The organism is Actinoplanes teichomyceticus ATCC 31121 (assembly GCF_003711105.1).
GTDB lineage: Bacteria > Actinomycetota > Actinomycetes > Mycobacteriales > Micromonosporaceae > Actinoplanes > Actinoplanes teichomyceticus.
Genome location: NZ_CP023865.1, coordinates 2,151,948 through 2,173,450, shown reverse-complemented (window position 1 = coordinate 2,173,450; position 21,503 = coordinate 2,151,948). Strand labels below are relative to the sequence as shown.

The following is a 21,503-nucleotide window of genomic DNA, read 5'->3' as shown; positions in this document are numbered from 1 at the left end:
ACCGGCGTCACGGCAGGGGGCCGCTGGTCTCCACCGGCTCGGAGGACCGGAAGTCGGGCACCGGCGGGTACATCGGGGACGCCGGGGCCGCCGGGGTGTCCGGCAGCAGCGTCCACGGGGCGACCCCGATCCGGCCGGTGCTGCCCAGGTCCAGGCCGCCGTCCGGGTCGATGACCTGTGCCGGGCGGCCGGCCAGCGGGGCGACCTCCAGATACCTCGGGTTGACCGGTGGCTCCCGGATGTCGTCGTACGTGTTGCGCCAGATCACCGCGGCGCCGGCGCGCTGCCCGGGACGCAGCACCACGGGTCGTGGCGGGAGCTCCGCGGCCGGCACCGACGAGGTGATCTCCTTGGCGCCGTGCAGGATGCGGACATCGAGCACCGCACGGTCCTCGTCGAGTGCGCGGACCGCCGGGTACCCCCGCACCCGGTACGTCGCCGTACCGCAGTTGACCATCGTGATGCCGAGCACCCGCAGCCCCATCGCGGCGTCGCCGGCGCCGGTCTCCATCCGCACCCCCTCCGGCGGGCAGGCGAGCGGCGCGGGCGGCGCCGGTGAGCGGGAGACGGGACCGAACGGCGCCGGTGGCGGGTAGGGCCCGGTGGCGGACGGCGACGACGGCCGCGCACACCCGGCGAGCAGCATCAGCAGGGCGAGCGGGAGGACAGCCCGGTATCCGATCACCCGCCCATCCTGCCCGGCCCCGGCAAGGCGGGAGCCTGGAGGCCACCACCCGGGGCGGGCAGCGGCACCGGGCTCCCCGGTCACGGGCGCATCTCGTACGCCCCGACCAGCGACAGCACCCGCTCCCAGACGGCCGCCGTCCGCGCCTCGTCGGCCACCGGGCGCAGCACCTGGGCGCGCGCCCAGTCCGCCTGCTCGTCGGTCGTCGCGGTCTTGCCGTGCAGCTCGGTAGCGTACTGGGCGAAGTCGCGCACCAGCACCGCGAAGATCTCGTCGAGCAGGTAGCGGTCGAGACCGGTCAGCTCGGCCTGCTCACAGATCAGCTGGCCGTAGACGACCAGCGCGAACAGCTGCCCGACGGAGAGCAGGAAGTCCAGGTCGGCGTGTTGCTCCGGATCGAGGGACAGCTCGCACAGCGCGTCGGCCTGGGTGCGGAAACGCGCGACGTTCGGCAGCTCGGCGAACCGGTCGTAGGCGATCCGCCAGTCGTGGAACCGGATCGCGCCGAGCCCGCGCGCCGGGCCCTGCCGGAACAGGAACTCGTCGTCGGCCGGGTCGTGCCGGGTCGGCACCGGCGGGCAGTCGACCGGCCGGTGCAGGTAGTTCGGCATGAACTTGAGGATCAGGGCCAGATTGACGTGCACCGTGCCTTCGAGCTTGGGCAGGCCGCGGATGTCGATCGCCGCCTTGTCGAAGTACGTGTCCGCCTCGAAGCCCTTGGCCGCGATCACGTCCCACATCAGGTCGATGACCCGCTCGCCCTCGGTGGTGACCTTCATCTTGGTCATCGGGTTGAACAGCAGGTAGCGACGGTCGTCCGGGCCGGCGCAGCGCAGGTAGTCGACGGCGCGGTCGCTGAACAGCTTCATCGCGACCAGGCGGACGTACGCGTCGGACAGCTCCCGGCGCACGTGCGGGAAGTCGGTGACCGGCTTGCCGTACAGGATCCGGCGGTGCGCGTGGGTGACCGCCTCGTACATGGCGTGCTCGCAGATGCCGATCGCGGCCGTGCACAGGTTGAACTTGCCGACGTTGACCGTGTTCAGCGCGGCGTCGAAGGCGGCCTGCCCGGTGTGCAGGACGTCGCCCGGCCGCACCGGGTGGTCGCGCAGCTCGAACGCGCTGACGTACATCTGCTTGTGCACGACGTTCTTGATCAGGTGGTAGTCCGGGTGCCGGCTGTCGGCGGCGAAGAACACGTAGCCGTCCGGGGTGCGGCCGAACACCGACACCAGACCGGCGACGTTGCCGTTGCCGATGTAGTACTTGGCGCCGTTCGCGGTGAAGCCGCCGTCCGTGGCCGGGGTCAGCACCATGTCGGTGGCGTAGATGTCCGCGCCGTGGCCGCGCTCGGACAGCCCGAACGCCATCACGTGCCCGTCGTCGAGCAGCCGGGCGGCGTGCGCGCGGGCCTGCGCGTTGGCGCTCTGCCAGACCGGGCCCAGGCCGAGCACGGTGACCTGCCAGGTGTACCAGTAGTCCAGCCCGTAGAAGCCGAGGATCTCGCTGAGTGCCGCGTTGCGGGCGGTGTCCCAGCGCTTGTCCGGGTTGCCGCCGGCGTCGGCGGACGGGGTCAGGAACGTGGCGAACAGCCCCTGCTTCGCGGCGAAGTCCAGGAAGTCGGCGTACCAGGTGCGGTGGAGGTAGCTGTCGATCAGCGCCTTCTTGCCCCGCTCCTCGAAGAAGTCGATGGTGGCGCGCAGCAGCCGGCGGGTCTCGGGGTCGAAGTGCGCGGGGTCGTAGGTGTGCGGGTTGAACAGCACCGTTCAGGCTTCCTTCCGGAGTTCGATCAGGACCTCGTCGAGCCAGTCGAGCAGCATCCGCTCGTAGGCGATGCCGCCGCGCAGCACGACGTGCTGAAGCCGCTGTCCGGTGGTCGACGCCTCGGGGTCGGGGAAGTCGCGCTTCTCCCCGGCCAGGTATCGGGCGAGCAGCTCCTCGTGCTCCGCGCGGTAGCGCTCCACCTCGCCGATCAGCGCCGCCCGCCCGGCCGCGTCGTCGAACGCCGCGCCGCGCACCTTGACCGCCAGGTCGTGGCGGACCGCCTCGGGCTGCACCGGCTCGTGCAACCACCCGGTCAGCGCCGCACGCCCGGCCGCCGAGACCGAGAAGGTCCGCTTGTCCGGCCGCCCGTCCTGCCCGACCTCACGGGCGGTCACCCAGCCGTCCGTCTCCATCCGCTTCAGCACGCGGTAGATCTGCTGATGGGTGGCGGTCCAGAAGCGGCCGATGGACCGCTCGAACCGGCGGGCCAGCTCATATCCGGACCCGGGTTGCTCCAGCAGGGAGACCAGGATCGCATGCTCCAGCGCCATGTCCGGCATCATCCTATGCAACTCGTTGCATAGCAAGCGGCACGCACCCGCCCGGGCGGCCGACGGGCCGGCCGCGTCAGGCGGGCTTGACCTCCACCGGGATTCCGTTCAACACGGCGTTGCCGGACAGCGGATCGATCACCAGCTCATCGGTCAGGATGTTGGAGTTGACGCCGGGGTGGGCGGCCGCCACCGCCAGCCGCACGCCGGGCAGGTCGTGCCCCCAGCCGTGCGGCAGGCTGACCACCCCGGGCATCACCCGGTCGGTCACCTCGACCGGCGCCACCACCGTGCCGGCCCGCGCGGTCACCACGGCCGGCAGACCGTCGCTGAGGGTCAGGCGGTCCGCGTCGTCCGGGTGGACCTGCAGGGTGCAGCGGTCGCGGCCCTTCACCAGGGCCGGCTCGTTGTGCATCCAGCTGTTGTTGGAGCGCAGGTGGCGGCGGCCGATCAGCACCAGACCGGGGCGCGGCCGGTCCAGCGCGGCGCGCAGCCGCCCGGCCTCGTCGGCCAGGGCCGGCGCGCACAGCTCGATCCGCCCGCTCGGGGTGCGCAGCACCTCCGGGATGCGCGGCCGCAGCGGGCCGAGGTCGATCCCGTGCGGGGCGGCGAGGAGGCGGTCCAGGGACAGGCCGTCCGGCACGGCGCCGAAGCCGTCACCGTACGCCCCGGTCCGCAGCGCCACGTCCAGCAGCCGCTCGGCCGGGCCGGCGCCGCTGACCCGGTCCCGCAGCTCGGCGGCACGGTCCCCGACGGCTCGGCGCAGCGCCTCGTGCAGCAGGTGCTCGTGCACGACGGCCGGGTCCGCGCCGGCCCCCCGGCCGGTGGCGATCAGGATCAGCCGGGCCAGGATGTCGACCTCGTCCATGCCACCCGGGTCGGGCGGCAGCACCGGCGGTGAGTACGCCGCGAAGTTGCGCACCGCCAGGCTCAGGAACGAGAAGTCGTAGTGCCCCTTCCGGGTCGCGTCGAGCGGCGGCAGGATCACGTCGGCGTGCCGGGTCGTCTCGTTCAGATAGGGATCGACGCTGACCATGAAGTCGAGGCCGGCCAGGGCGCGGTCGAGACGGCCGCTGTTCGGGGCGGACAGCACCGGGTTCCCGGCCACCGTCAGGAACGCCCGGACCTGCCCCTCCCCCGGCGTCTCGATCTCGTCGGCCAGGGTGGCGACCGGCAGCTCGCCCTTGACCTCGGGCAGCCCGCGCACCCGGCTGCGCCAGCGCCCGGTGGTGAACCCGCGGCCACCCGGCGCCGGGTGCGGCCGCAGGTGGGCGGCGAGCGGGAACATCACCCCGCCGGGCCGGTCCAGGTTGCCGGTGAGCACGTTGATCACGTCGACCAGCCAGCTGGTCAGGGTGCCGAACTCGACGGTGCACGTGCCGATCCGGCCGTAGACCGCGGCGGTCGGCGCGGCGGCGAGCTCGCGGGCCAGGCCGCGGATCCGCTCCGCCGGGATGTCGCAGGCCGCGGCGACGCGCTCCGGCGGGAACGCCGCGGCCAGGCCGCGCACCTCGTCCAGCCCGACGACGTACGGCGTGAGCCGCCCGAGATTCGCCAGCTCCTCCGCCAGCAGCGTGTGCACGATGCCGAACAGCAGGAACGCGTCCGTGCCCGGCCGGATGAACACGTGCTCGTCGGCGTGCTCGGCGGTCCGGGTGCGGCGCGGGTCGACGACCACGAACCGGCCGCCGCGCGCCTGGATCGCCCGCAGCCGTCCCGGGAAGTCGGCGGCGGTGGCCAGGCTGCCGTTGGACTCCCACGGGTTGGCGCCGAGCACCAGCAGCAGGTCGGTGCGGTCCAGGTCGGGCACCGGGATGGCCAGGGGGCTGCCGAAGAGGTACCCGCAGGAGACGTGCTTGGGCATCTGGTCGACGGTGCTGGCGGTGAACACGTTGCGGGTGCCGAGGGCTTTGAGCAGCGGCGTGACGTAGAGGCCGCCGGCCATCGTGTGCACGTTCGGGTTGCCCAGGTAGGCCGCGACGGCCTGCGGCCCGTACGTCTCGACGACCGGCCGCAGGCCGGCCTCGACCGCCGCGAACGCCTCGTCCCAGGTGGCCTCCCGGTGCCGCCCGTCCCGGCGGATCAACGGCCGGCGCAGCCGGTCCGGGTCGTCGGCGAGCCGGCCGAAGGTGGCGCCCTTCGGGCAGATGAACCCGTGGCTGAAGACGTGCTCCCGGTCGCCGCGGGCGGCGGTCACCGAGTCGCCGGTGACGGTCAGTTCGAGCCCGCAGGCGGCTTCGCAGAGCGGACAGGTGCGGTACGCGGTCCGGGCCACCTCGACCATGACGTCTCACCAGCCTTCCGGGCTTGTTACCCATGAGTACAGGCGCGGGCGCGGGTCCGTCAACCGGTCCCGGCACAGTCGGCACGGCTCCGTCGCGCCGGTGGCGCGGAACCGGCGGGTCCGCGACGGACCAGAACCGGCCCGGCCGCGACCGAGCGGAACCAGCCCGGCCGTGACCGAGCGGAACCGGCCGGGTCGCCCCCGGCGGCCCGGTTCCTTAGAGTGGGCGTTCGGCGCCGCGGTCGCGGCGGCCGATCGGCGAGGAGAGGGACGGCACGATGCGCAACTTCGTGGCCGGGTTCGCGGCCATGACGGCGGCGCTGGCGCTGACGGCCTGCGGCGGCGGGAGCGAGGAGCCGTACTTCGTCGGCGAGGCGACGCCGTCCGCGCCCCCGGCCGCCACCGCGGGCGCCCGGTCCCCCGAGGCGGCCACCGCGCCGGGCACGCCGGCGGCGGGCGGCAGCCCGAGCGCCCCGGCGCCGGCGAGCGCCACACCGGCGCGGAAGACTTTCCGGTACGTCTTCCCGGTGGTCGGCAACAACTCGTACGCCCGCACCCACCACGACTACCCGGCCAGTGACCTGATCACGGACTGCGGCAACCGGTTCCGCGCGGTCACCGACGGCACCATCCTGGCGGTCAGCCGGGTGGACCGGTGGAAGGCCTCGGTCAACGCCGGCGAGACCCGTGGCGGCCTGTCCATCTCGATGCTCGGCGACGACGGCGTACGCTACTACGGCTCACACCTGTCGGTGATCGCCGACGCGGTGCGGGTCGGCGCGCGGGTCAGCGCCGGCCAGACGATCGGCGAGGTCGGCGACACCGGCGACGCGAGCGCCTGCCACCTGCACTTCGGCATCTCCCCGCCGTGCGCGCGGGTCGGCGACTGGTGGAACCAGCGCGGCACCGTCTACCCGTGGCCGTACCTGGACGCCTGGAAGGCCGGCAAGGACAGGTCGCCGGCCGCGGCGGTACGCCGGTGGAAGGCCGGGAACGGCTGCCCGAAGAAACCGACCACGTTCGGCTGACCGGCGTCCGCCGGCGCTCCGGGGCGCCCGGTCTTCTCAGGTGGCCGCGGGCCGCGCCGATGGATGCGTGCCGAGCCGAGAGGGGAGACCGGATGCGCTGGCCCCGAGCCACCGCGCCGGCGTGGATCGTTCACGCCGGCTTCCTGGCGTGCGCTCTGGCCGCCGGTGGCGGGTTCGCCGTCGCCGCGCCGGGTGCCCGCGCGGTCATCTACACCGGGGTCGTGCTCGTGTCGATCGGGCTGTTCGGCCAGGCGCTGCTCACCGGGCACCTGGCCCACCGGCGGCCGTGGCTGGTGGCGATCACGGGCCTGGCGCTGCTGCTCGCCGATCACCTGCTCTGGCCGTACTGGGTCATCGACGGGCACCTGGGCCGGGGCGCCGGCGGGCTGCCCGACCTGCTGCTCGCCGCCGCGCACGGGCTGTTCCTGGTGGGCGCGGCGATGGCGGTACGCCGCCGGATGAGCGCGGACGCCGGCGGCATCGTCGAGGCGGCCCTGTTCGGGGTGTGTGCCGGCGGCGTGCTCTGGGTGTGCGTGTTCCAGCCGCACCTGCCGGCCGAGGCCACCCCGATCGGCCAGGTCCAGGTGCTGACCGACGTGCTGGTGCTCTGCGGGGTGGCCGGCTGCCTGCTGCGGATGACCGGGGCGGCGACCGGCGCGGCCCGCGGCGCCATCGGCTACCTGCTGCTGACCGTGACGCTGACCGGCGGCGCCCTGGCCGCCGGAGCGCTCGGGGTGCCCGGCCACGGCACGTGGCCCGGGACGCTGATGCTCGTCGCCTTCCTGACCATCGCGGCCGCGGCCGTGCATCCGGGGGCGCCCGCGGCGATCGAGCCGCCGCCGGCCGCCGAGCGGATCGCCACCCGGTTCCACCTGGGCTGGCTGGGGGTCGCGCTCAGTGTGCACCCGGTGCTGGCCGCGGTGCAGGCGCTGCGCGGCGACGACGCCTCCGGCACGCTGCTGCCGATCAGCATGCTGCTGGTGATCCCGCTGGTGCTGGCCCGGTTCCGGCAGCTGTCCGGGCAGCGGGAGCGGGCCGAGCGGATCCTGGCGCATCAGGCCTCGCACGACGAGTTGACCGGGTTGTTCAACCGGCGGCGGATCATGGCCGAGATCGACCGGGCGCTGGACGGGCCGCTGCCGGTGACCGTGCTGCTCTGCGACCTGGACGGCTTCAAACCGGTCAACGACCGGCACGGCCACGCGGTCGGCGACGAGGTGCTGCGGGCGGTCGCCGCGCGGCTGACCGAGGTGGCCGGGCCGGACCGGGCGGTGGGCCGGCTCGGCGGTGACGAGTTCCTGGTGCTGTGCCGGGGCGCCGGTGACGACGAGATGGCCGCCCTGCGGGACCGGATCCACGGCGCGGTGCGCTCGCCGATCGCCGTGCCCGGCGGCCCGGTGTCGGTGGGCGTCACCATCGGCTCCGCCCGGACCGTCACGGGCGGCGACGGCGACGACCGGGCCGCGCTGATCGCCCGGGCCGACGCGGCGATGTACGCCGGGAAGCCCGGCCGCCGGCACCGCGTCGCGGCCTAGGTATTTGCGTTCCGTGGCGGGCGGACCGCAGTCTGTCCGGCATGGAAGTGCCAGAGATGATCAACGCCGGTGAGCTCGTGCTGAAACGCTGGGAGGCGGAGTGGGCCGCGGAGGCGGCGGCCGCCGTGCGGGAGTCGCTGCCCGAGCTCCAGCCGTTCCTGCCCTGGGCCGTGGACGGTTACGGGCCGGTCGAGAGCGGCGCCTACATCCGGATGTCGGTGGACAGCTGGGCGGCCGGCACCGAGTTCAACTACGCCCTGTTCACCACGGTCGGCGAACTGGTCGGCTCGATCGGCCTGATGACCCGGATGGGGCCGGGCACCCTGGAGATCGGCTACTGGATGCGCACGCCGTACGCGGGTCGCGGGCACATGACCGCGGCGGTGCGGGTGCTGGCCCGGGTCGCGCTGACCCTGCCGGGTGTGCGGCGGGTGGCGATCCGGTACGACGTGGCCAACCGGGCGTCCGCCGCGGTCGCCGCGAAGGCCGGCTTCCGGGAGGTGGAGCGGACGGCCCGGGAGCCGGAGGCGCCCGGCGAGACGGGGATCCTGGTGACCACGGAGCGCCGCGCCTGACCCGGGCCGGCCGGTCGCCCGTGGCGGTCATGAGTACCGGCGCGACGCGGTGGGTAGTGTTGCCCGCCATGACGACCAACGCCATCGTGTCGTACCGGACCAGTGCCGACGGCAGCACGCTGCACGCCACCCTGCTGGCGCCGGAGCTGGACTTCGACGTCGCCGACGAGCTGCGCGACAGCCTGGAGAAGACCGCCGCGGCGTCGTCGTGCCGGCAGCTGTGCCTGGACCTGGCCGAGGTGACGTTCATCGACTCCTACGCGCTGGGCGCGCTGGTCGGGGCCCGTAACAGCGCCGCCGCCGCCGGCCTGACGATGGTCCTGACCCGGCCGTCGCCGCCGGTCCGGCAGGCCATCGAGGTGACCGGCCTGACCGAGGTCTTCGGCCTGGACCCGGTCTGAGCCGCCCCCGCGCGCAGTGGTCACCGGTCCCGGCTGAAGGTCCGGTCGCCGTGCAGCCAGGCGACCGTCTCCCGCAGGCGCTGCTGTGTGAAGCCGGCGAGCATCACGGTGCGCGCCCGAGCGGCGCCCCCGGCGGGATGGTAGAGCGCGCGGCCGATCTCCCGGGACACCGCCTGCACCCGGGCGGTGCGCGAGCGGCGCAGCACGTTGTACTTCGCGAACATCTGCGGGAAGTCGTCGCCGGAGCAGTCGAGGAGGTCGCCGAGGACCACGGCATCCTCGAGCGCCATGCACGCGCCCTGCGCGGCGTACTGCAGCATGGCGTGCGCGGCGTCGCCCAGCAGCGTCACCCGCCGGTCGGTCCAGACGTCCACCGGATCGCGGTCGCACAGCACCCACCGGCGCCAGTTCGCGCCGAGATCCAGCACCGTCCGCGCGGCCGGGGCCAGCGAGCCGAGCGCGGCCCGCACCTCGTCGTGACCGGCCGGGCGGTCGGCCACCGCCTCGCGGGCGCCGTCATCGCGGGTGGCCGCCAGGTTGAGGCTGTTTCCCCGCTCGATCGGGTAGTGCACGAAGTGCCATCCGGGCCCGGCCCACAGGGTCACCCGGTTGCGCCGCAGGTGGCCGGGCACCCGCGCGATCGGGATCACCGACCGGTAGATGGTGTGTCCGGACACCCGCGCAGCGCCGTCGCCGATCAGCTGTGCGCGGACCGCCGAGTGGAGCCCGTCCGCGCCGATCAGCCCCGCGCCGCGCACTCGGTCACCGGAGCGCAGCACCGCGGTGACCGATCCCGGCTCCTGAACGAACCCGGTGACGCCGCTGCCGGTGCGCAGCTCGATGCCGGGCGATGCCCGGCACGCCGCCAGCAGCGGGGCGTAGAGGTCGGCCCGGCGGACCACGGCGTACGGGTTGCCGAACCGTTCGCGGTAGCGCCCGGTCAGGCGCAGGCTCTGGACCCGCTCGCCGGTGACGCCGTCCATGAGGCACAGCTCGTCGATGTGGACCGCCACGGCCCGTACCGCGTCACCGACACCGAGCCGGTCCAACGCGTGGAAGCCGTTCGGCCCGATCTGGATGCCCGCGCCCAGCTCGCCGAGAGCGGGCCGGCGTTCCAGGACGACCGCGCGGTGACCCCGGCGGACCACGCTCAGCGCGGCGGCCAGCCCGCCGATGCCGCCACCGGCGATCAGCACCGTGCTCACGTGCCGGCCAGCGACGGGAGCCGGCGTGCGCCGGTGGTCAGTCCGGTCAGCGCGTCCCGGAGGATGCTCAGGCCGTCCTCGGTCAGCACGGATTCGGCGTGGAACTGCATGGAGCCGAAGAACGGCCCGCGCAATGCGTGGATCTCACCGGTGGTCGCATCCCGGCTGATCTCGACCGTTCCGGCGACGGTGTCGGCGCGGGTCATCCGCGGCGGGCAGCGCAGCGCGAACGTGTTGTAGAAGCCGGCCCGGACCGGCCGGCCGAACAGGTTGATCTCCCGTTGCGCGCCCTGGTGCGGGACGTCGCAGCGGATCAGGTCGAATCCGAGCAGGGAGCCGAGGATCTGGTGGCTCAGGCAGACCGCGAGGAACGGCTTGCGTGTGCCGAGCAGTTCCCGCACGCCGTCGCGCAGCCGGGCGATCCTGGGATGGCCGGTGTGCCGTGGATCGCCCGGCCCGGGCCCCATCAGGACCAGATCGTGTCCGGCGAAGGTGTAGGGCTGATCGAACCGGCGCACCCGGACGGTCAGGCCGAGCGAGCGCAGCAACTGATCGAGCATCGCGGTGAAGGTGTCCTCGGCGTCCACCACCAGGACGCTGCGACCGGCGAGCTCGGCCACGTGCGGGCGAGGGGCGGGCGCCGGGCGTAGCCAGTGCGCGGCGATCCTCTCGTTGCGCCGCGCCAGCGCGTGCCGGACCGCGGGATGCGCGGCGAACCGGTTCCGGGGCTTGAGCGCGGCCAGCAGTCCCGCCGCCTTCGCCCGGGTCTCGGCCACCTCGGCGTGCGGATCGGAATGCCGCACCAGGGTCGCGCCGACGTCGATGCGCAGGTGACCGGCCCGGTCGATGTCGGCGGTCCGGATCAGGACGGCCGAGTCGAGAAGCCGGCCGCCCGCCGCGTCCCGGCCGATGAGGGCGGCCACCCCGCTGTAGTATCCGCGGCCCTCCGGCTCGTGGCGGTCGATGACCCGGCAGGCGTTCTCCACCGGGCTACCGGTGACCGTCGGGGCGAACAGCGTCTCGCGCAGGATCTCCCGCACGTCGCGCCCGGTCCGGCCGGTGATGTGGTACTCGGTGTGCGCCAGCCGCGCCATCTCCTTCAGGCCGGGGCCGGTCGCGCGTACGTCGTCGCAGATCCGGGCCATCATCTTCAGTTCCTCGTCGAGCACCATGTACAGCTCGTCGGACTCCTTGCCGTCGGCGAGGAACTCCAGCAGCGACCGGAGGTCGGGTCCGGAACCCGGGTAGCGGTAGGTGCCGCTGACCGGGTTCATCGCGGCCACTCCGCCGGCCAGGCTGAGGTGCCGCTCCGGAGTCGCGCCGACGAGGATGCGTTCCGGGGTGTGCACGAGGAACGTCCAGTACGCGCCCTGCTCACCGGCCACCAGCCGGCGGAAGAACGCCAGCGCCGCGCCCGGGGTGTGGCCGCCGATGTCGGCGCGGAAGGATCGCTTGATGACGAAGTTCGCGCCCTCGCCCCGCCCGATCTCCTCGTCGATGACGCGCCGCACGGTCGCGGCGTATCCGGCGTCGTCCGGCTCGAACCGGGCGTCGTGCAGGGTGACGGAGACGTCCTCGATCCCGGACAGCGCCTCGGTCAGCGGGACGGCGCCCTGCTCGCGGACCGCCATCGCCAGCAGCGGCGCGCCGTCGTCGGGCGCGAGGTAGCCGCGCTCCCGGACCTGCCGGTACGGGATCAGCGCCAGCACCTCGTGCCCGCGCCGCCCGCCCGGCGCCGAGGGCACCGGCAGGTCGTCGAGGCTGTCCACCTCGGACAGCTCACCCAGCAGGATCTCCAGGTCGCCGGCGGCCGCCGACTCCGGCCGGTGCAGCAGGGCGTACGCCGGCTCCCGGCCCGCCAGGACCCGGCGCAGCAGGTCGTGCCCGGTCATCCGCGGGTCTCCGGCGCCGCGCCGAGGTCCGCGAGCAGCCGGTCGGTGGTGGCCACCACGGCGCAGCGCCCCGCGGCGTAGTCCAGGGCCATCCGGTGGTGCTGCGGCGTGAAGTCGGCGACCGCGTCCGCGGCCAGGAACGGCTGGATGTCGTGGGTGAAAGCCTCACAGGCCGTCATCAGGACGCCTACGTGGGCGTACACGCCGCACACCAGCAGCTGGTCGCGCCCGCTGCGGCGCATCCCCGCCAACAGGTCGGTGCGGTGGAAGGCGCTGTACCGCCACTTGGTGAGGATCCAGTCGCCCGGCGCCGGGGCTAGCCCGTCGACGACCTCGCGATGCGCCGGGTCGGCGGTCATCCCCGGACCCCAGAAGTCCGCGAGCAGCCCGCGCTGCCGTGGGGTCATGCCGCCGGGCTGCATCGTGTACGCCACCGGCGTCCCCGCACGCGCGCAGGCCCGCCGCAGCCGGATCACGTTGCCGGTCAGCTCGGCCAGCGGCGAGCAGTCCGTGGGAAAGGCCCGGAGGAAGTACTTCTGCATGTCGTGGATCAGCAGAACCGCCCGGGCCGGGTCGGGTGTCCAGGCAGCGATCCGCCCGGGGAGCTCGTCGGCGCCGGGCATGGGGTACGACTCGATGACTGGTAGGCCTGCCACTGTTCTCCCTCTTGTTCTGGGCCGGCTGGACGTCGCTCAGACGCCGAGCGTCGCGCCGCCGTCGACGGTGAGCGTCTGCAGCGTGATGTGTCCGGCCCGGTCCGACAGCAGAAAAGCCGTCGCCTCGGCCACGTCCTCGGGCGTCGCGATCTTGCCCAGCGGGATGCCGAGGCGGTACTCCGAGGGCGTACCGTCGATGGAGGTGCGCGGGCCCTGCCCGGCGCTCCACAGCTGGCTGAGCATCGGCGTGCCGGTCGAGCCCGGCGCGACCACGTTGCACCGGATGCCGTGCCGGGCCACTTCCAGACCCAGCGATTTGGTGAACATCGCGACCGCGGCCTTGGAGGCGGCGTAGGCCGCCATGCCGGTCCGTGGCGTGTCCGCGGCGTTCGACGCGATCGTCACCACCGCTCCGGAGCCGCGCCGCACCATCGCGGCCACCACGGCCCGTGACACGAGGAAGACCCCGTTGACGTTGGCCGCGAAGGTGTCGTGCCAGTCCTGCTCCGCGTACGAGATCACCTCGCCCGTGCGCAGCACACCCGACGCGTTGACCAACAGGTCGATCGGGCCGAGGTCGCGTTCGATCGCGGTCACCGCCGCGGCGACCTCGGCACTGGAGGAGACGTCCGCCGGGAACGCCCGGACCGGCAGTCCGTCCGCCTGGTGCCGTCTCCCGGCCGATCGGAGCGCCTCCCGGTCGCGGTCCACCGCCGCGACCGTGGCTCCCCGGGCGGCCAGGGTCCGGGCCACCGCCGCGCCGATGCCGCCCGCCGCGCCGGTCACCAGGGCGATCTTGCCGGCGAAGTCCACCGTGGTCATGCCGTCCTCTCCATGATCTCCGCGACGCCGGTCAGGCCGGCCAGCGGGCGCCGGCCGGCACGTCGATGGCGAAGTCGTCCGCCAGCACCCGGCCGAGCTCCCGCTGGTCGCGCAGCGCACGGACCCTGCGGGCCCCGTCCGGGGTCACCTCGATCAGCCGCATGCCGATGACGATCAGATGTCCCCGCGGCCTGGCGATGCCGACGTACAGGTTCTGCCGCGCGGGCGAGCGCGGGTTCGTTGCGACGTGCCAGTTCATCGGGAAGATGTCGATCTCCTCGAACGGTTCCAGCGTGAACTCGTACTGGTCGTCCCAGGCGGCGCCCCGGACGGCTTGCAGCGCCCACAGGTCGGAGGCCTCGGGGCGAGGCCGCCGGCGCAGCCGGAAACGCCGTCCGCTCTGGACCGACTCGGCGCCGTCCACCAGCGGAATCGCCTCCAGCAGGGCGGTGGTCGACCCGAAGCCCACGTCGGCGATGTACGGCACCGGCGCGCCGGGCACGTCCACCCGCAGCAGCAGGTGGGTGCGCGGCAGCCTGGTCACGGCGCGGGCCAGGACCCGGCCGGTCAGATAGGTGACCCGGAAGCCGATCGCCCGCAGGGCCGCGGCGAGCAGGATGTTGTGCTCGTAGCAGGCCCCGCCCCGACGGCCGCGCACCATCTTGTCCGCCACGGCGGACAGGGCGAGGGACGGCACGGTGCGCAGCAGGAAGACGTCGACATTCTCGAAGGGGATGCTCTGGACGTGGGCCCGATGCAGCGACCGCAGCGTGACGGCGTCCGCGACGGCATCACCCGCCCACCCGATCCGGCGCAGATAGCCGTCCAGATCGAAGTCGTGTTCCGCTGCGGCCACACCGCTCCCTCGTCGATTTCCGGCTTTCGGCCGACCGGCACCCCTTCCCATATCGGACTATATCCCATAAAAGGGACTTATAGGGCACGGACCGTCCGTGTCATGCGCCGCCGCTGCGCCACGTGCCCTCCGGACCGGCGATTCCGCACCGATCCGCGAAACCGACGACCCCCGTCCACCCCGGCGGCGAGGCTCAGCCGGCGCGCCACCACAGGTAGGTGGCCAGGCACAGGGCGGCGACGGCGATGGCCGTCCGCAGTGGACGCTCCGGGGTGCGGCGTACCAGGGCCGGGCCGATCCCGCTGCCCACCAGGCAGCCGGCGGCCAGCAGCGCCGCCGCGGTCCAGTGCACCGGGCCGGTCACCGCGTACAGCGCCGCGGCGACCAGGTTGGCCGCGCCGAGCACGACACTCTTGACCGCGTTGGTGACGGCGAACGGCTCCGTCACGGCCACCACCAGCACGGCGAGCAGCAGCACCCCGGCCGCCGCCCCGAAGTAGCCGCCGTAGATGGCGATCAGGAACACCGCGAGGTTGACCGGTGGCCGCCATCCGGGCCGCAGGTACCAGTCGCGCACCGGGCCGCGGAACAGCAGCGCGAGCGCCCCGAGCACGATCAGCCCCGGCACGATCCGCTCGAACGCCGCCGACGGGGTCCACATCAGCAGCAGCGCCCCGGTCAGCCCGCCCGCGACGGCGAGGACGCTCAGCCGGGCGATCCGCCGGCCCTGCCCGCGCAGCTCCCGGCGCGCCCCGGCCCCGGCCCCGACCGCGCTGGCCAGCAGGGCCACCGTGTTGGTCATGTTCGCCGCGACCGGCGGTATCCCGGTGGCGAGCAGAACCGGGTAGCTGACCAGGGAGGCCAGCCCGGCCATCGACCCGGTCAGCCCGGCGCCGACTCCCCCGGCGGTCAGCAGCACCGCATGTTCGACATTCACGCTGCCGCAGCGTACGGCCGTCCCGCCGGGCGGCTCGGCCGTGGGCGGACGACTCCCGGGCTACGAGAACCCGGTGTCCGCGACCACCGCTGGGTGGAAGCCGCGGAGCGGGCCGCCCGCCGCAGGTCCACGACCCGCGCGGAAGCGTGCGCACCCCGCAGCGCGACCGCGATCGTAGGGGCCGCCCTCGTCCCGCACCCCGCCGAAGCCACCCGCCACGCGGGATGAAAGGGTCAATCAGGCCCCACCGCTCATCGAGGGATATAATTGTAAAGGTCTAACTTTCGGCGGTTTTGGGATGCGGTGAGGAGTGACGTATGGAGATTGACGTCGAGTCGGTTTCTCCGCGCGACTGGGAAGAGTTGGCGGTCCACCTGCGCGACAGCGGATACGCGACACGGCGGTTGAAGGAAATCCTCGACCTGCCGGACTCGGTGCCCGAGATCATCAAGAACATCGGCCGGTACTCGTTGTTCCACAACGACGAGCTGGCCGAGATCGAGGGCCCGTTCCCGGTGCTCGCCCGCCTCTTCATGCTGTGCGGGCACGTCAGTGCGGCCGAGATCGACACGCTGGACCCGTCACTGGCACAACTATTGCGGCGCACCAAGCTGATCGTTGCGGTGGAGGGCGATGCGCAGCTGCTGCGCGCGACGGCGGTGCTGACCGAGATCCAGGGGCGGATCTTCTTGTCGGACCGGTTGTTCGAGAACACCGGCACCGATTTCCTGGTGCACGCGACCCCGCAGAGCTGCATGCCGCCGCACGCCTCATCCCTGGAGCTGCTGGACGCGTTGCGCCGGCCGGCCGGCGCCACCTCGTTCCTCGACGTCGGCTGCGGCTCCGGCTGCCAGTCGCTGCTGTTCGCCACCGACTACGCCCGGATCGCCGGGTTCGACCCCGGCACGCGGCAGGTGGCGTTCGCCCGGGCGAACGCTCATCTGAACGGCGTCGACGCCGAGTACGTGGTGGACCGCTGGGAGACGTTCCCACCCGAGCGGTTCGACCACGTCGCGTTCAACAGCCCGGACCCGCGGGTGGCGTTCGACTTCATCAATGCCGGGCTCGATCATGTGCTCGCCGACGGCGGGTACGCCCAGGTGTGGCTCTCCGGCGAGCGTCTGGCGCCGGAACGCGACTGGGCGGAGCACGTGGCGCGCCGGCTCACCGGCCCCGGCGACTGGCGGATCGATGTCCTGGTGCACACCGACTCGCCGTTCGCGCTCACCCCGCACGATCTCGCCGCGGGGGCGCTGCCGGAGGGCACGCTGCTTGTCGACCACCCGGCCAAGGAGCAGGAGTACCTGGACGGCCTGCGCGAGCGCGGGGCCGCCGAGGTGTCGAGCCTGACGCTGACCATCAGCCGCCGATAATGTTGATCTCGCATTCAAGATCGCAATATCGGCTGACCAGCGGGAACGCTGTCCGCGAGGAATGTTGCGGCAATTTTACGGGCGCTCCGGTTGCCGTCCTATGTGCACCGCCATAGGCTCCCGGGGGAACTGACTGGAGCGGGGGTCTGGTAGATCATTCGGCAGTGGGCAGCCGATCTCGGATCGGCTGTCAATTCTTCGCATTCTCGGGCGGCTTCGTGCAGATTGACTACGAAGCCGCCATCACGCTGTGCGCTGCGGAAACCCGATATTCGATCATGAAAAATACCGCCCGAAAATCTTCGAGAGTTCAGGTTTGCACCCGGGAGCCGGGGAAACGTTGAGTCGCGGCAAGATGGTGACGACCATCGATGACTTCGGCGCCCGCGTCGATTGCTGAGTAGTTCGCATGCGACGACCCTGAACGTCCTCCTCGAAGGGTTCTGTGACATGTCGTTGGTCAACCACGGTGCTTTCCTCGTGTCCGAGGAACTGACCGAGAAGTCGAACCTGGCATTGCTCGACTGCACGCTGCGGGAAGGTTCCTACGCCGTCGACTTCCAATTCGACGAAGGATTCGTGACCCGCCTGCTGGCGCGGCTCAACGAGACGCCGATGCCGATGGTGGAGATCGGGCACGGTATCGGTCTCGAGGCTGAGCGCGCCGGTATCAAGGCCGGCAACATCGACCATTTCCGCTGGTGCGAACTGGCCAACGAAACGCTGACGAAGAAGCCGTGGGGGATGTTCGCGCAGCCCGAGTTCACCCGGCTGAGCACCATCGCCGAGATGACCGCCCGGGGGATGTCGTTCGTCCGGGTCGGCATGGAACCCGACCGGGTCCAAGCCAACCTGGACTATCTGCGGCGCGCCATCGAGACCTGTCCGGCGGTGTACCTGAACCTGATGAAGTCGAGTGCGACGCCGATCGAGGACTTCCGCACCATGCTCGAGGGCGTCCCGGAGGGCATCGCCGGCGTCTACGTGGTCGACTCGTACGGCGCGATGCTGCCCGCCGACGTGCGCCGCTACGTCACCGCGGTGAGCCAGATGTTCCCGACCGTCGGCTTCCACGGCCACGACAACCTCGGCCTGGCCACGGTCAACAGCGTCTGCGCCTGGCAGTCCGGCGCGGCGATCGTCGACGGCACCCTCGACGGCATCGGCCGTGGCTCGGGCAACGCTCCGGTCGAGTCGCTGGCCGGCATCGTCAACCTCATCGACGACGACGTCTTCGACTACCGCGAGATGGCCAAGCTGGCCCAGTTCACCCGCAGCAGCCTCGAACTGGTCGTCGACAACCGGATGATGCAGGTGCTCGGCGGCGTCATCGGCATCCACTCCGGCTACTTCCCGCTGGTGGAGCAACTGGCCGAGCGCTGCGGCACCGAGCCGGCCCACCTGATGGCGACCGCGGTGCGGCTGGCCGAGCAGAGCGCGCGCCCGGCCGACATCCAGGCGGCCGCCGAGCAGATCGCCGCGGACCTGCAGCGGCTGCCGCACCAGAAGGACACGCTGCGGCTGGACCAGCCGCAGACGCCGGTCGATCCCGACGACGTGGTCACCGCCGACGCCATCACCCTCGCCAAGATCGCCGCCTGACCGCCGCACCGAGGAGACTGACCGTGAGACTCGCGAAGTTCGCCGGCGGCATCGCCGTCGCGCACGGGGACGGATGGCTGCGCCTCCCGCAGCTCAGCGGATTCCAGAGCGTCACCCGGCTCGCCGACATCGTCGCCACCGACCGGCTGCGTGAACTGGCCGAGGCCGTGGAACGGCAGAGCACCGACCTGGACCTGGTCGCGGTCGACCTGGACGCCGCCGGGGCCCTGATCGACCGCGACGCCGACATCTGGGGGGTCGGGCTCAACTACGCGGGCCACGCGAACGACCTCAGCACCCCCCGCCCGGCCTCCGGCCCCGGCTCGTACCTGCGGCCCGGCGGCTGCCTGATCGGCAACGGCGAGCACATCGAGCTGCCCACCCGGACCCAGCGCGTCACCGCCGAGGGGGAACTGGGTCTGATCATCGGAACCACCTGCAAGAACGTGGTCCGTGACGACTGGCGCTCGGTCGTCGCCGGGGTCACCACCGTGCTCGACATGACCGCCGAGGACGTGATCCGGGAGAACCCCCGCTACATCCCGTGGGCCAAGGGTTTCGACACGTTCTGCAGCATCGGTCCCGTGCTGGTGACCCTCGACGAGGTGGACGACGAGGCGCTGCGGTCGGTACGGATCAGCACGATCCGCAACGGCGAGACGATAGCCTCGGCCACGCCGGCGGCCATGAAGTACGACCTCGGCTACATCGTGGAGTACTTCAGCGCGGGGCGCACCCTACGGCCCGGCACGGTGATCTGCACCGGCACCCCGGGCGCCGCGGTGATCAATCCGGGCGACACGGTCACCGCCGTGGTCGAGGGCATCGGCACGCTCACCCACCCGGTGAAGTGACACCGATGAGCGACGCGGACGTGTACGGGCTGGCCGGCAAGCGGTCCCTGGTCCTGTGCGGGACCGCCGGGATCGGGTACGGCGTCGCCCGGTGCCTGGCTCGCTACGGCAGCACCGTGACCGTCACCGGCCGCGACGCCGGCCGGGCGGCCACGGTCGCCGCCGGCCTGCCCGGCCGCGGGCACAGCGGTTTCGCCTGCGACATGCGCGAGGCGGCCACGGTCGGCGAGCGGGTCGCCGGAACCGGCCCGTACGACGTCGTGCTGCTCAACACGCCCGGCGCCGCCGCGGGCACGGTGGACACGCTGTCCCCGGCGGCGCTGCGCGAAGCGGTGGATCTGATGCTCGTCTCGATGGCCGGCGCGGTGGACGCGGTCCTGCCGGGCATGCGCAAGAACGGCTGGGGCCGGCTCGTCGCGATCACCTCCAGCGCCCTTATCACCCCGATCAGCGGGCTGGCCGCCTCGTCGGTGGCCCGCGCGGCGGTGCAGGTGTACCTGAAACTGCTGGCCGAGACGCTCGGACCGGAGGGGATCACGGTGAACCACGTGCTCCCCGGGAAGATCGACACTGACCGGCTCCGGACGGTCGACGCGGCCACCGCGACCCGCACCGGCACCGACGTGGCGGCGGTCCGCGCCGCCACGGTCCGGGCCATCCCGGCGGGCCGGTACGGCACCCCGGACGACGTCGGCGAGCTGGTGGCCTTCCTCGCCAGCGAACGGGCGGCCTACCTGACCGGCGCGGGAATCCCCTGCGACGGCGGCTTCATCAGATCGGTATGAGTTCGCGCCCTCGCGGCCGATTGCAGGAGAGAGGTCAATGGACATTCAGGAGCTGTCGATCAGCGGAAGTATCGACCGTGCCGTGCGCGACTTCCCCGACGACGATGCGCTGACCACCGCCGGCGCCACCGTCAGCTACGCCCGGCTCGGCGAACTGGTCGACGCGTTCGTACGCGAGCTGACCAACCGTACGGAAAGGGGGGAATTCGTCGGGATCGACGCCCGCCGCGGGCTGGCCGCGATCGTCGCTATGCTCGGATCCTTCAAGGCGGCAAGGCCGTTCATCTTCATCGACGAGCGTGACAGCGTCGCCTCCAACAGCGACAAGGTGCGGCTGCTCGGGATCCGGGCCTTCGCCCGCGCCGGCGCCGACGGCGGCGCCGAGCTGGCCGAGGTGCCCGAGCGCTGGCGCAGCGGACCGGTCGTCGCGCCGCCGCAGGTCGACGACCTGGCCTACGCCATCTACACCTCCGGCTCCACGGGCACGCCCAAGTGTGTGCTGGTGCGCCAGGCGCCACTGACCGCGGTGATCCGCGACCACGTGGAACGCCTCGGCCTGGGGCCGGGCTGCAGCACGCTGCAGTTCGCCCGGCTGACGTTCGACGGCTGCATCACCGAGATCCTGTGGACGCTGACCGCCGGCGCGCGGCTGGTCGTCCTGCCGGAGGAGCAGCTCGCGCCCGGCGCGGTGCTGCGGGGCACCCTGGAGCGGCATCGGATCACGCACGTCAAGACCACGCCGTTCGCGCTGACCGTCACCGAGCCGACCGCCGCGATGAGCCTCGAACACGTGATCAACGGCGGCGGCGCGTGCCGCCCGGCGGTGGTGGCCGCCTGGTCCGCCGTGGCGAGCTTCCACAACGCGTACGGGCTGACCGAGACGACCGTGTGCAACCTGCTGACCGGCCCGCTGGATCCGGCGCACTGCACCGCGGGCGTGCCGCTGGGCGAGCTGGTCGGTGACTGCTCGTACGAGATCCGGCCGACCGGCGGACCGGCCCGCGGCGAATTGGTGATCATCGGCGACAGCGTCGCGGCCGGCTACCTGACCGAGCACGGCGTGCAGCCGTTCACCCCCGCCGGACACCCGACCGGTGACGTCGTCGAACTGCGCGACGGGCAGCTGTACTTCGTCGAGCGCCTGGACCGGCAGGTCAAGGTCCGCGGGTACCGGATCGACCCGGGCGAGGTGGAGAACGCGATCTGCCGGATGACCTCGGTGCGCGACGCGGTGGTGCTGGCCGAGGCGCACGACGCGACCGCCGGCGCGGCCGCCGACGCGCTGGTCTGCTATTACCAGGGCGACCTCGATCCACGGGCGATGCGCGAGCACCTGGAGGGCATTCTCGACCCGTACAAGGTGCCCTCGGTGTTCCGGCAGGTCGACGCGCTGCCGTACACGCCGAACGGCAAGGTGGACCGCGACGCGCTGCGGGTGCGGCGTGCCGCGGACGCCGCGGCCGGCGCCGCCGCGAGCCCGGCCGAGCAGGTGCTGGGGCTGGTTCGTACGCTCACCGGCGTCGACGACGCGCAGCTCGACGACAACTTCTTCGACGTCGGCGGAGACTCGGCATCGGCGGTGGTCCTGGTCACCAAGCTCAAGCAGCTGGGCTGGGTGGACGCCGGGGTCCGCGACGTGCTGCGCGCCGACGACCTGCGCGAGCTCGCCGACGCGCTCGAGACGCGGCGGGGGTAGCC

19 protein-coding genes are annotated in these 21,503 nt (G+C 72.7%); 9 read left to right on the top strand and 10 right to left on the bottom strand.

The window, feature by feature from the left end:
* Window positions 1-7: 7 nt before the first annotated feature.
* The 4 genes from ACTEI_RS09885 to ACTEI_RS09870 all read right to left on the bottom strand — a co-directional run bounded on the left by ACTEI_RS09885 (window position 8) and on the right by ACTEI_RS09870 (window position 5,284).
* Window positions 8-685 (bottom strand): DUF4232 domain-containing protein, encoded by a 678-nt coding sequence (locus ACTEI_RS09885; RefSeq protein WP_203723621.1) that lies wholly within the window; start codon window positions 683-685, stop codon window positions 8-10.
* 80 nt (window positions 686-765) lie between these two features.
* Window positions 766-2,448: an acyl-CoA dehydrogenase family protein gene (locus ACTEI_RS09880; protein WP_122977376.1), complete on the bottom strand. Its 1,683-nt coding sequence runs from the start codon at window positions 2,446-2,448 to the stop codon at window positions 766-768.
* 3 nt (window positions 2,449-2,451) lie between these two features.
* Entirely contained in the window at window positions 2,452-3,000 is a 549-nt protein-coding gene (locus ACTEI_RS09875; protein ID WP_122982033.1) for a PadR family transcriptional regulator, read from the bottom strand.
* Between the two features lie 76 nt (window positions 3,001-3,076).
* Window positions 3,077-5,284: a molybdopterin oxidoreductase family protein gene (locus tag ACTEI_RS09870; protein ID WP_122977375.1), complete on the bottom strand. Its 2,208-nt coding sequence runs from the start codon at window positions 5,282-5,284 to the stop codon at window positions 3,077-3,079.
* A gap of 278 nt (window positions 5,285-5,562) precedes the next feature.
* On the opposite strand from ACTEI_RS09870, the gene ACTEI_RS09865 reads away from it, so the two are divergent.
* From ACTEI_RS09865 to ACTEI_RS09850, 4 genes are all read left to right on the top strand, one after another.
* Window positions 5,563-6,312: a M23 family metallopeptidase gene (locus tag ACTEI_RS09865; RefSeq protein WP_122977374.1), complete on the top strand. Its 750-nt coding sequence runs from the start codon at window positions 5,563-5,565 to the stop codon at window positions 6,310-6,312.
* A 92-nt stretch (window positions 6,313-6,404) separates the two neighbouring features.
* Window positions 6,405-7,847, top strand: coding sequence for a GGDEF domain-containing protein (locus ACTEI_RS09860; protein ID WP_164465892.1), 1,443 nt, complete (start codon window positions 6,405-6,407; stop codon window positions 7,845-7,847).
* A gap of 41 nt (window positions 7,848-7,888) precedes the next feature.
* A complete protein-coding gene (locus ACTEI_RS09855) occupies window positions 7,889-8,422 on the top strand; it encodes a GNAT family N-acetyltransferase (RefSeq protein WP_122977372.1) in 534 nt (177 codons plus the stop codon).
* Between the two features lie 68 nt (window positions 8,423-8,490).
* Window positions 8,491-8,823, top strand: a complete 333-nt coding sequence (locus ACTEI_RS09850) for an STAS domain-containing protein (protein ID WP_122977371.1) — start codon at window positions 8,491-8,493, stop codon at window positions 8,821-8,823.
* A gap of 20 nt (window positions 8,824-8,843) precedes the next feature.
* On the opposite strand, the gene ACTEI_RS09845 is transcribed toward ACTEI_RS09850, so the two are convergent.
* The 6 genes from ACTEI_RS09845 to ACTEI_RS09820 form a co-directional block, all read right to left on the bottom strand.
* Entirely contained in the window at window positions 8,844-10,028 is a 1,185-nt protein-coding gene (locus tag ACTEI_RS09845) for a 3-hydroxybenzoate 6-monooxygenase (RefSeq protein ID WP_122977370.1), read from the bottom strand.
* The gene (locus ACTEI_RS09840; protein WP_122977369.1) at window positions 10,025-11,920 is read right to left on the bottom strand and encodes an anthranilate synthase family protein; all 1,896 of its coding nucleotides are present in this window, start codon (window positions 11,918-11,920) and stop codon (window positions 10,025-10,027) included. The genes ACTEI_RS09845 and ACTEI_RS09840 overlap by 4 nt, the downstream gene beginning before the upstream one ends.
* A complete protein-coding gene (locus ACTEI_RS09835; protein WP_187645932.1) occupies window positions 11,917-12,576 on the bottom strand; it encodes an isochorismatase family protein in 660 nt (219 codons plus the stop codon). Before ACTEI_RS09835 ends, ACTEI_RS09840 begins: the two co-directional genes overlap by 4 nt.
* Before the next feature lie 36 nt (window positions 12,577-12,612).
* Entirely contained in the window at window positions 12,613-13,398 is a 786-nt protein-coding gene (locus tag ACTEI_RS09830) for a 2,3-dihydro-2,3-dihydroxybenzoate dehydrogenase (protein WP_122977367.1), read from the bottom strand.
* 31 nt (window positions 13,399-13,429) lie between these two features.
* The gene (locus ACTEI_RS09825) at window positions 13,430-14,254 is read right to left on the bottom strand and encodes an arylamine N-acetyltransferase family protein (RefSeq protein ID WP_211344346.1); all 825 of its coding nucleotides are present in this window, start codon (window positions 14,252-14,254) and stop codon (window positions 13,430-13,432) included.
* A 193-nt stretch (window positions 14,255-14,447) separates the two neighbouring features.
* Entirely contained in the window at window positions 14,448-15,191 is a 744-nt protein-coding gene (locus tag ACTEI_RS09820; protein ID WP_122977365.1) for a sulfite exporter TauE/SafE family protein, read from the bottom strand.
* A gap of 317 nt (window positions 15,192-15,508) precedes the next feature.
* Here ACTEI_RS09820 and ACTEI_RS09815 point away from each other — a divergent pair, with 317 nt between their 5' ends.
* From ACTEI_RS09815 to ACTEI_RS09795, 5 genes are all read left to right on the top strand, one after another.
* Window positions 15,509-16,564, top strand: coding sequence for a class I SAM-dependent methyltransferase (locus ACTEI_RS09815; RefSeq protein ID WP_122977364.1), 1,056 nt, complete (start codon window positions 15,509-15,511; stop codon window positions 16,562-16,564).
* Window positions 16,565-17,014: 450 nt separating this feature from the next.
* Window positions 17,015-18,166 carry a beta/alpha barrel domain-containing protein gene (locus ACTEI_RS09810; RefSeq protein ID WP_122977363.1) on the top strand — a complete coding sequence of 384 codons (1,152 nt, stop codon included), beginning with the start codon at window positions 17,015-17,017 and terminating at the stop codon, window positions 18,164-18,166.
* A 23-nt stretch (window positions 18,167-18,189) separates the two neighbouring features.
* Window positions 18,190-19,020 (top strand): fumarylacetoacetate hydrolase family protein, encoded by an 831-nt coding sequence (locus ACTEI_RS09805; RefSeq protein WP_122977362.1) that lies wholly within the window; start codon window positions 18,190-18,192, stop codon window positions 19,018-19,020.
* A 5-nt stretch (window positions 19,021-19,025) separates the two neighbouring features.
* Entirely contained in the window at window positions 19,026-19,805 is a 780-nt protein-coding gene (locus ACTEI_RS09800) for an SDR family oxidoreductase (protein WP_122977361.1), read from the top strand.
* Window positions 19,806-19,842: 37 nt separating this feature from the next.
* Window positions 19,843-21,501, top strand: a complete 1,659-nt coding sequence (locus ACTEI_RS09795) for a non-ribosomal peptide synthetase (RefSeq protein WP_203723622.1) — start codon at window positions 19,843-19,845, stop codon at window positions 21,499-21,501.
* The last annotated feature ends 2 nt before the right edge of the window (window positions 21,502-21,503 follow it).